Below are 10699 nucleotides of genomic sequence, written 5' to 3' on the forward strand. Positions count from 1 at the left end.
GAGGTGAGCCCGCATCCGGTGCTGACGGTCGGGGTTCAGGAGTGCGTGGACGAGACGGATGCCACCACCGTGATCGCCGGGACGTTGCGCCGCGAGGACGGTGGCCTGGAGCGGGTGCTGGTCTCGGCGGCCGAGCTGTTCGTCCGCGGCGTGCAGGTCGACTGGCAGGCCCTCTTCCCGGGTGCTCGCCGCGTCGACCTGCCCACCTATGCCTTCCAGCATCAGCGGTTCTGGCCGAACGCGCGGCAGAGTGGGGATGCTCGGGTGCTGGGGCTGGCCGCGACGGATCACCCGTTGCTGGGCGCGGCGATGCCGCTGGCCAACTCCGATGGGGTGGTGCTGACCGGACGGCTGTCGCTGCGGTCGCAGCCGTGGCTGGCCGATTACGTGGTGGCGGGTTCGGTGCTGGTGCCGGGCGCGGCGTTCGTGGAGCTGGCCGTGCGGGCCGGTGACCAGGTCGGCTGTGAGCTGGTGGAGGAGCTGACCCTGGACGCGCCCCTGGTGCTGGGCGAGGGTGACGCGGTTGCGGTGCAGGTGTGGGTGGGCGCCGCCCAGGAGACGGGCCACCGGCCGGTGAACGTGTACGCCCGCCCGGCGGACGCGGCCGATGAGGTGCCCTGGGTACGGTACGCGACCGGTACGCTCGCGGCCGGTGCTCCGGAAGCCGTGCCGTTCGATGCGGCGGTGTGGCCGCCGGCCGGCGCGACCGCCATCGAGCTGGAGGGGCTGTACGACGATCTGGCCGAGGAGGGGTTCGCCTATGGCCCGGCGTTCCAGGGGCTGCGGGCAGCCTGGCGGGGCGCTGACGGTGAAGTCTTCGCCGAGCTGAGTTTGCCGGAACAGGTCAGCGGGGCCGGTTCGTTCGGGTTGCACCCGGCGCTACTGGACGCGGCGTTGCACGCGGTGACCTTCGCCGGGCTGGAGCCGGTGGAGGGGAGCCGGTTGCCGTTCTCCTGGGGTGAGGTGTGCCTGCACGCGGCCGGGGCGTCGGTGCTGCGGGTGCGGCTGGCCAGGGTGGGCGGCGATGCGGTGTCGCTGAGCGCGGTGGATGTGACGGGTGCGCCGGTGGTGTCGGCGCGGTCGGTGGTGCTGCGGCCGGTCTCGGCCGAGCAGCTGGGGGTCTCCGATGGTCACGGGGCCGGGCGAGACACGCTGTTCCGGGTGGAATGGGCCGTGGCAGGCGGCCTGCCGGAAGCCGATCAGGTACCGGTGGCGCTGCTTGGTCTGGACACGCTGGGTGTCGCGGCGGCGTTGCGGGCGTCCGATGACGACGCGGGTGGCGCTTTGCCGCCGGTGCACGCGGACCTGGCGTCGCTGGTTGAGGCGGGTCCGGTCCCGGCAGTGGTGGTGACGGAGGCGGTCTCCGACCCGGCGGCCGGGGTGGTGGAATCGGCGCATGAACTGACCGCCCGCGTTCTGGACCTGCTGCAGCGGTGGCTGGCCGATGAACGCTTCAGCGACTCCCGGATGGTGGTTCTCACCCGGGATGCGGTCGTGACCGGTGCCGGCGCGCAGGGTGCACAGAGTGAGGCGGTACCGGACCCGGTCACGGCGGCGGTGTGGGGTCTTGTCCGTAGCGCCCAGTCGGAGAACCCGGGCCGGTTCGTGCTGGTCGACGTGGATGATCAGGAGTCCTCGCGGCCGGCCCTGCTCGACGCACTGCTCGGGGTGCTGGCCTCGGGCGAGCCGCAGGTGGCGGTACGCGAGGGGGAGGTGTGGGTTCCGCGTCTGGCGCGGGTGCTGCCCGGTGATGTCGGGGCGGATGTCTCCGGTGACAACCCCGGTGCCTGGGATCCGGAGGGCACGGTGTTGATCACCGGTGGCACCGGTGGTCTGGGCGCGCTGTTCGCGCGGCATGTGGTGGCCGAGCGGGGTATGCGGCATCTGCTGCTGACCAGCCGCCGAGGCCTGGAGGCTCCGGGCGCGGTGGAGCTGCAGGCCGAGCTGATCGCACACGGTGTCGAGGTAACGATCGCCGCCTGCGACATGGCCGACCGGGACGCGGTGGCGGCCCTGCTGGCACAGGTGGACGACGAGCACCCGCTGACCGCGGTCATCCACACCGCCGGTGTGCTGGCCGACGGCACGATTCCGTCGCTGACGCCCGAGCGGCTGGAGACGGTGCTGCGTCCGAAGGCGGACGCGGCCTGGCACCTGCACGAGCTCACCAGGGACCTGGACCTCGCGGCGTTCGTGCTGTTCTCCTCCATGGCGGGGGTGACGGGCAACGCCGGGCAGGGCAACTACGCGGCGGCGAACGCGTTCCTCGACGCGCTGGTCCAGCTACGCCGGGCCGAAGGGCTGTCTGGATCGTCGCTGGCCTGGGGCTTGTGGGCGCAGGAGACCGGGATGACCGGCGGGCTGGGGACGATAGATCTGCAGCGGATGGCGCGGGCGGGGATGCCGGCGCTGTCGGCCGAGCAGGGGCTCGCGATGTTCGAGCTGGCTGCCGCGTCGGAGCACGCGGCGCTGGTGGCCGCGCGGCTGGAGCTGTCGGTGCTGCGCACGTTCCCCGAGGTGCCGCACCTGATGCGCGGCCTGGTGCGCGCTGGCCGCCGGTCGGCGGTCTCCGTCCCCGTGGGCGGGGACGCGGAGCTGGTACGGCGGCTGGCGGGGCTGGGTGAGGCCGAGCAGGTGCGGCTGGTGGTGGACCTGGTGCGCGCCCAGGCGGCGGCGGTACTGGGGCACGCCTCGGGAGAGGCCGTCCAACCCGGACGCGAGTTCCGCGAGCTCGGCTTCGACTCCCTCACCGCCGTTGAGCTGCGTAACCGGCTCAACGGCGTCACCGGGCTGCGGCTGCCGGCGACGCTGGTGTTCGACTACCCGACGCCGATCGTGCTGGCGCGGTTCCTGGTGTCGGAGCTGCTGGGCCGGCAGGACCTGGCGGTGGCGTCGGGCAGGGTGGCCGGACCGAGAGCGTCGGTGGCGGACGATCCGATCGTGATCGTGGGGATGAGCTGCCGGTTCCCCGGTGGGGTGAACTCGCCGGAAGAGCTGTGGCGGTTGCTGTCCGAGGGCGAGGACGCGATCTCGCCCTTCCCCGCCGATCGGGGCTGGGATCTGGAGATGCTGTCGGCGGGGGGCTCCAATGGTCAGGGCGGTAGTGCGACCGGTCAGGGTGGGTTCCTGGCGGATGTGGCCGGATTCGACGCCGGATTCTTCGGGATCTCGCCGCGTGAGGCGCTGGCGATGGACCCGCAGCAGCGGCTGCTGCTGGAGGGGGTGTGGGAGGCGGTCGAGCGGGCCGGCATCGACCCGGTCTCGCTGAAGGGCAGCTCCACCGGTGTGTTCGTGGGCACCAACGGCCAGGACTACGCGAGCCTGGTGATGAACGCTCAGGCGGATGTACAGGGTCACGCCATCACCGGCATGGCGGCCAGCGTGCTGTCGGGTCGCCTGTCCTACACCCTGGGCCTGGAGGGCCCGGCGGTGACGGTGGACACCGCCTGCTCGTCGTCGCTGGTCGCGATGCACATGGCGGCGCAGGCGCTGCGCTCGGGCGAGTGCGGCCTGGCGCTGGCCGGCGGTGTCACGGTGATGACCACCCCGCTCGGGTTCATCGGCTTCAGCGCCCAAGGAGGGCTGGCGCCTGATGGCCGGTGCAAGGCGTTCTCCGACGGCGCGGACGGCACCAGCTGGTCCGAGGGCTTGGGCGTGCTGGTACTGGAACGGCTGTCGGACGCCCGCCGCAACGGCCACGAGGTCCTGGCGATCGTGCGTGGTTCGGCGATCAACCAGGACGGCGCGTCCAACGGTCTGACCGCGCCTAACGGTCCTTCGCAGCAGCGGGTGATCCGCCAGGCTCTGGCCGGCGCGGGGTTGTCGCCGTCCGAGGTGGACGCGGTCGAGGCGCACGGCACCGGCACCAGGCTGGGTGACCCGATCGAGGCTCAGGCGCTGCTGGCCACGTACGGGCAGAACCGTGAGACCGACCGGCCGCTGCTGCTGGGGGCCGTCAAGTCGAACATCGGTCACACTCAGGCGGCCGCCGGGGTGGCCGGTGTGATCAAGATGGTCATGGCGATGCGGCACGGAGTGCTGCCCAGGACACTGCATGTGGACGCGCCGTCCTCGCACGTGGACTGGACCTCGGGAGCGGTGGAGCTGCTGACCGAGGCGACCGAGTGGCCGGAGACCGGCCATCCGCGCCGGGCCGGGGTGTCGTCGTTCGGAATCAGCGGCACCAACGCCCACGTCATCCTGGAGCAGGGGCCGGCGGCTCCGCAGATCGAGGCCGGAACGGTGCCGCGGGACGAGGCACCGGCCGCGGATGTGCTGCCGGTGTTGGTGTCGGCCCGTACGGCGGAGGCGTTGCGGGCGCAGGCCGGGCGGCTGGCCTCGCATGTGGGGGACCGCGGTGAGGTCGCGCTGGCCGATACCGCGTTCTCGCTGGCCACGACCCGTCCGGCGTTCGAGCATCGGGCGGTGGTGCTGGCCGCCGATCGCGATGGGGTGCTGGCCGGACTGGACGCCCTGGCCGAGAACCGGCCGAGCGCGGGTGTGGTGCGCGGCGTGGCGGGAGCGGAGCCGAGGCTCGCGGTGCTGTTCACCGGTCAGGGCAGCCAGCGGGCGGGGATGGGCCGGGAGCTGTACGAGCGGTTCCCAGTGTTCGCGCAGGCGTTGGACGAGGTGATCGCCGAGCTGGACCCGATGCTTGACGGACCGCTGCGCGAGGTGCTGTTCGCCGAGCCGGACGGTGACCAGGCCGGGTTGCTGGACCAGACGGGGTGGGCGCAGCCGGCCCTGTTCGCGGTGGAGACCGCCCTGTTCCGGTTGGTCTCCTCGTGGGGAGTGCGGCCCGAAGTGCTGGCCGGGCACTCGATCGGGGAGATCACCGCGGCGCATGTGGCCGGGGTGCTGTCGCTGGCCGATGCGTGTGTGCTGGTGGCGGGCCGGGCGCGGTTGATGCAGGCGCTGCCGGCCGGTGGGGCGATGGTGGCGGTGCAGACCTCCGAGGAGCAGGTCGCCGAGCTGCTGGCCGGCCGCGAAGACCAGGTGTCGATCGCGGCCGTGAACGGTCCGGCCTCGGTGGTGATCGCCGGAGTCGAGGAGCCGCTGCTCGCGATCGTCGCGGTACTGGAGGAGTGCGGGATCAAGACGCGACGGTTGCGGGTGTCGCATGCATTCCACTCGCCGTTGATGGAGCCGATGCTGGAGGACTTCCGCACGCTGGCGAGCAGGCTCACCTACGGCGCGCCGAGGATTCCGATCGTGTCCACCCTGACCGGGCAGGCGGCCACGGCCGAGCAGCTGTGCTCGCCGGACTACTGGGTGGACCAGGTCCGCGGCGCGGTCCGCTTCGCCGACGGCATCCGCACCCTGCACGGCCAGGGCGTCCGGGCCTACCTGGAGCTCGGCCCGGACGGTGTGCTCGCCGCCATGGCCCAGGACACTCTCGCGACCGAGCCGGAGGCATCTGAGTCGCACACGGTAGTGGTGCCGGTGCTGCGCGGGGACCGGGACGAGCACCAGGCCGTTACCGAGGCGCTGGCTCGTCTACACGTGCACGGCGTGCCGGTGAACTGGCAGACGGTGCTGCCGCGCGGGCGCCGGGTCGACCTGCCCACCTATGCCTTCGAGCACCAGCGGTTCTGGCCCGAGACCGGTGCCCCCGCCAGGGGTGCCGCCGTGGCGGATCCGGTGGACGCGGAGTTCTGGGCCACCATTGAGCGTGAGGATCTCCAGTCCCTCGCGGCGCGGCTGGACGTGGAGCAGGAGACGCTCGGCGCGGTGCTGCCGGCGCTGACGTCGTGGCGACGAGCCCGACGCGAGACGTCCGTCGCGGACTCCTGGCGATACCGTGTCATCTGGAAGCCACTGACCAGCGTCTCGGCCGCCGTCGTGCCGGGCACCTGGCTGGTCGTGGTGCCCGCGGAGCCGGCCGGCGATGCCTGGTCGGAGTCCGTGGTCCAGATGTTCGGGGCGGCGGCCGTACGGCTGGACGTATCCGGCCAGGACCGGGCCGCGCTCGCCGAGCAGGTACGCGAGCGCCTCGGCGCCGACGCGGAGCCGGCCGGGGTGGTGTCACTGCTGGCGCTGGGTGAGACCACGGAGCCGGGTGTCTCGGACGGCTCGGCGCTGACGATGACCTTGCTGCAGGCACTGGGCGATGCCGGTGTCGAGGCGCCACTGTGGTGTGTCACGAAGGGCGCGGTCTCGCTCGGGCGGTCCGACACGGCGCCGATCCCGGCTCAGGCGGGCGTGTGGGGCCTCGGCAGGGTGGCCGCGCTGGAGTACCCCCAGCGATGGGGTGGCCTGATCGACCTTCCCCAGACGCTGGACCAGCGGGTGGTGACCTGGCTGGCGGGCGTCCTCACCGTGCCCGGCTCCGAGGATCAGGTGGCGATCCGCTCGACCGGCGTTTACGGCCGCAGGTTGGCTCACGCCCCTTACCGGGGCACTGACGCCACGCTGCGACCGCGCGGCACGGTCTTGATCACCGGTGGCACCGGCGCGCTCGGTGCTCACGTGGCCCGGTGGCTGGCCGCCCAGGGCGTCGAACATCTCGTACTGACCAGCAGGCGGGGCATGGCGGCAGGCGGTGCGGCCGAGCTGCGCGATGAGCTGACCGCGCTGGGTGCCCGGGTGAGCATCGTGGCATGCGACGTGGCCGATGCGGACGCACTCGCGACGGTGCTGGCCGACATCCCGGCTGAGTACCCGCTGACCGGGGTCGTCCATGCCGCAGGCATCAGCCCGGCGAACAACCTGGACGGGCTGGACGCCGCCGAGCTGGCCGAGGTGATGCGGGCGAAGGTCGTCGGCGCGCTGAACCTCGACGCGCTGCTGGGCGACCGCGAGCTCGACTTCTTCGTAACGTTCTCCTCGATCGCCGCGGTGTGGGGCAGCGGTGGCCAGGCCGCCTACGCCGCCGCCAACGCCTCTGTTGACGCTCTGGCCGACCGGCGTCGGGCGCGCGGGGTAGTGGCGACCTCGGTCGCCTGGGGCCCATGGGTCGGGGATGGCATGGCCGCCGCCGACGGGGCACAGGACTATCTGTCCAGGCGTGGCGTGCGGGCGATGGGGCCGGGAGCGGCCGTCACCGCGCTGTGGCGGGCGGTCGCGCACCGGGACGCGACCGTGGCGGTCGCGGATATCGCCTGGGAGCAGTTCGCCCTGACGTTCACCGCCGTACGGCAGAGCGCCCTGCTCGGCGATCTGCCGGAGGTGCTGAGCCTGGTCGAGGCGGGCCGTACCGTCCGGGAAGAGGAGCAGTCGGCCGTTTCCGCCCTGCGGGCGCGGCTGCGTGAGCTGGAGGCGGGCGAGCGGTCGCAGGTCCTGCGGGACATGGTCCGCGAGCAGGTCGCCGTAGTGCTGCGGCACCCCAACGCGGATGCGATCGAGACTGAGCGGGCCTTCAAGGATCTCGGGTTCGACTCGCTGACCTCGGTCGAATTCCGTAACGCGCTCCGTGCCGCGACCGGCTTGAACCTGCCGGCGACGCTGGTCTTCGACTACCCGACGCCGGCCGTCCTGGCGGACTTCCTGCTGGCGGAGTTGCTGGGCGAGCAGGTGCGTGCGGGGGTGCCGTCGGCGGTGCTGCCGGTGGCGGACGATCCGATCGCGATCGTGTCGATGGCCTGCCGCTATCCGGGCGGGGTGAGCTCTCCGGAGGACCTGTGGCGGCTGGTCGCCGGAGGCCAGGACGCCATCTCCCCGCTGCCACGGGACCGAGGCTGGCAGACGCGCGGCGAGCTGGACTTCCAGGGCGGGTTCCTCTTCGACGCGGCCGAATTCGACCCGGGGTTCTTTGGCATCTCGCCGCGCGAGGCGCTGGCGATGGACCCGCAGCAGCGGTTGCTGCTGGAGACGTCCTGGGAGGCGATCGAGCGAGCGGGGATCGACCCGGTCTCGCTGCGCGGTAGCCGTACCGGCGTGTTCGCCGGGGTGCTCTACCACGACTACGGGACGAGTGCCGAGTTCCCGCCGGAGGCGATGACCTTCGTCAGCAACGGCAGCGCTGGGAGCGTCGTCACTGGTCGCGTCGCGTACGCGTTGGGGTTGGAGGGCCCGGCGGTGACGGTGGACACCGCTTGCTCGTCGTCGCTGGTGGCGATGCACATGGCCGCGCAGGCCCTGCGATCGGGTGAATGCAGTCTGGCCTTGGCCGGTGGCGTGACGGTGATGGCGTCGCCGTTGGTGTTCGTCGATTTCAGCGGTCAGGGTGGGCTGTCGTCGGACGGCCGGTGCAAGGCGTTCGCCGACACCGCTGACGGCACGACCTGGTCTGAGGGTGTGGGCGTGCTCGTGCTGGAGCGGCTGTCGGACGCTCAGCGCAACGGTCACCAGGTCCTGGCGATCCTACGTGGTTCGGCGATCAATCAGGACGGTGCGTCGAACGGGTTGACCGCGCCGAACGGTCCGTCGCAGCAGCGGGTGATCCGCCAGGCGCTGGCCGCTTCGGGGCTGTCGTCGGCCGAGGTGGACGTGGTCGAGGCGCATGGAACGGGCACGACGTTGGGTGACCCGATCGAGGCGCAGGCGTTGCTGGCCACCTACGGCCAGGAGCGAGATGAGGATCGGCCGCTGCTGCTGGGGTCGATCAAGTCGAACCTCGGGCACACCCAGGCGGCGGCTGGTGTCGCGGGTGTGATCAAGATGATCATGGCGATGCGGCACGGCATCGTGCCGAAGACGTTGCATGTTGATACGCCGTCCTCGCATGTGGACTGGGCCTCGGGTGCGGTGGAGCTGTTGACCGAGGCGGTGGAGTGGCCGCAGACGGGCTGGCTGCGCCGGGCGGGTGTGTCGTCGTTCGGGGTCAGCGGCACGAACGCGCACATGATTTTGGAGCAGGGTCCGGAGGCGCCGCAGGCCGAGCCGCGGGTGGAGGACATGGCGCCGACGGCGGGTGTGGTGCCGTGGGTGATCTCGGGCAAGACCGGCCAGGCGCTGCACGATCAGGCGGGTCGCCTGGGTGCGCACCTGGAGGCGCACCGTGATCTCGACCTGGTGGATGTGGGCTCCTCGCTGGTGGTGTCGCGGTCGCTCTTCGAGCATCGGGCCGTGGTCATCGGAGACGGTCATGAGGAGCTGCTGGCGGGGCTGGCCGCGATGGCTTCCGGTGAGTCGGCGACGCGCGTGGTCGCGGGTGTGGCGGACGTCGATGGGAAGTCGGTGTGGGTGTTCCCGGGCCAGGGGGCGCAGTGGGTGGGCATGGGTGCCGCGCTGCTGGAGGAGTCGGCGGTGTTCACGGGGCGGATGGCCGAGTGCGCGGCGGCGCTGGAGCCGTTCGTGGACTGGTCGGGGTGGTCGTTGCTGGATGTGGTCCGGCAGGTGGAGGGTGCGCCGGGGCTGGATCGGGTGGATGTGGTGCAGCCGGTGTCGTTCGCGGTGATGGTGTCGCTGGCGGCGGTGTGGGAGTCGCTGGGGGTTCGTCCGGACGCGGTGGTGGGGCATTCGCAGGGTGAGATCGCGGCGGCGGTGGTGGCGGGTGGCCTGTCGGTGCAGGACGGTGCCCGGGTGGTGGCGTTGCGCAGCCGGTTGATCGGGGAGCGGCTGTCCGGGCATGGGGTGATGCTGTCGGTGATGGCGCCGGTGGAGCAGGTGCGCGCGGCCCTGGTCGCCGAGGGCTTGCTGGACCGGGTGGCGATCGCGGCGGTCAACGGGCCTCGGGTGGTGACGGTGGCCGGTGATCCGGATGCGATGCGGGTGCTGGAGCGGCGGTTGTCCGCCGATGGGGTGATGCGCTGGCAGTTGGCCGGTGCGGACTTCGCCGCGCATTCGCCTCAGGTCGAGCGGTTCCGTGACGATCTGCTGGTGGACCTGGCGGAGGTGGCGCCGCGTGCGGCGCGAGTGCCGATGCTGTCGACCGCGACCGGGCGGTGGCTGGAGGGCACGGAGCTGGATGCCGGCTACTGGTATGAGAACGTGCGGCGGACGGTGGAGTTCGCGCCGGCCATCGAGCGGTTGCTGGAGGAGCGGTATCGGGCGTTCGTCGAGGTCGGCCCGCATCCGTTGCTGATGCTGGGGATCGAGCAGGCGGTGGACGAGGCGGGGGTCACCGCGGTGGTGGCCGGGACGTTGCGCCGTGACGAGGGCGGCATGGACCGGGTGCTGGTCTCGGCGGCCGAGCTGTTCGTCCGCGGGGTGGCGGTGGACTGGCAGAGTGCGCTGGCCGGTGGCCGCCCGGTGGAGCTGCCGACCTACGCCTTCCAGCACCAGAGGTTCTGGCCGGGCCCGAAGCAGGGTGGCGATGCTCGTGCGCTGGGGCAGGCGGCGACGGGGCATCCGCTGCTGGGTGCGGCGGTGGGCCTGGCCGACTCGGATGGGGTGTTGTTGACCGGTCGTTTGTCGCTCGCGTCGCACTCGTGGCTGGGTGATCACGTGGTGGCCGGTACGGCGCTGTTCGCCGGCACCGGGTTCCTGGAGCTGGCGATCCGGGCGGCGGATCAGGTCGGCTGCGACCGGGTGGAGGAACTCACCCTGGCCGCCCCGCTGGTGCTCGGTACGGACGATGCCGTCGCCGTCCAGGTGGTGGTGAGCGCATCCGACGAGACAGGCCGCAGGAACCTGGCGATCTACGCCCGGTCGGCTGACGCGCCGGACCAGCCCTGGGTGCGGCACGCGACCGGTGTTCTCACCACGGGTGCTTCGCCTGCCGAGCCGTTCGATGTGGCGGTGTGGCCGCCGGCCGGCGCGTCCGTGATCGAGCTGGACGGGCTGTATGAGGAGCTGGCGGAGGAGGGCTTGGGGTACG

General features: G+C 72.1%; 1 protein-coding gene. It reads left to right on the forward strand.

Features of this window, described 5'->3' with window-relative positions; translation table 11 throughout:
• Window positions 1-45: 45 nt before the first annotated feature.
• A partial coding sequence (locus ABZU75_RS42675) for a type I polyketide synthase (RefSeq protein ID WP_355567944.1) occupies window positions 46-10699 on the forward strand: 10654 nt, incomplete at its 3' end.

This window comes from Streptosporangium sp. NPDC005286, from assembly GCF_040607515.1.
Lineage (GTDB): Bacteria > Actinomycetota > Actinomycetes > Streptosporangiales > Streptosporangiaceae > Streptosporangium.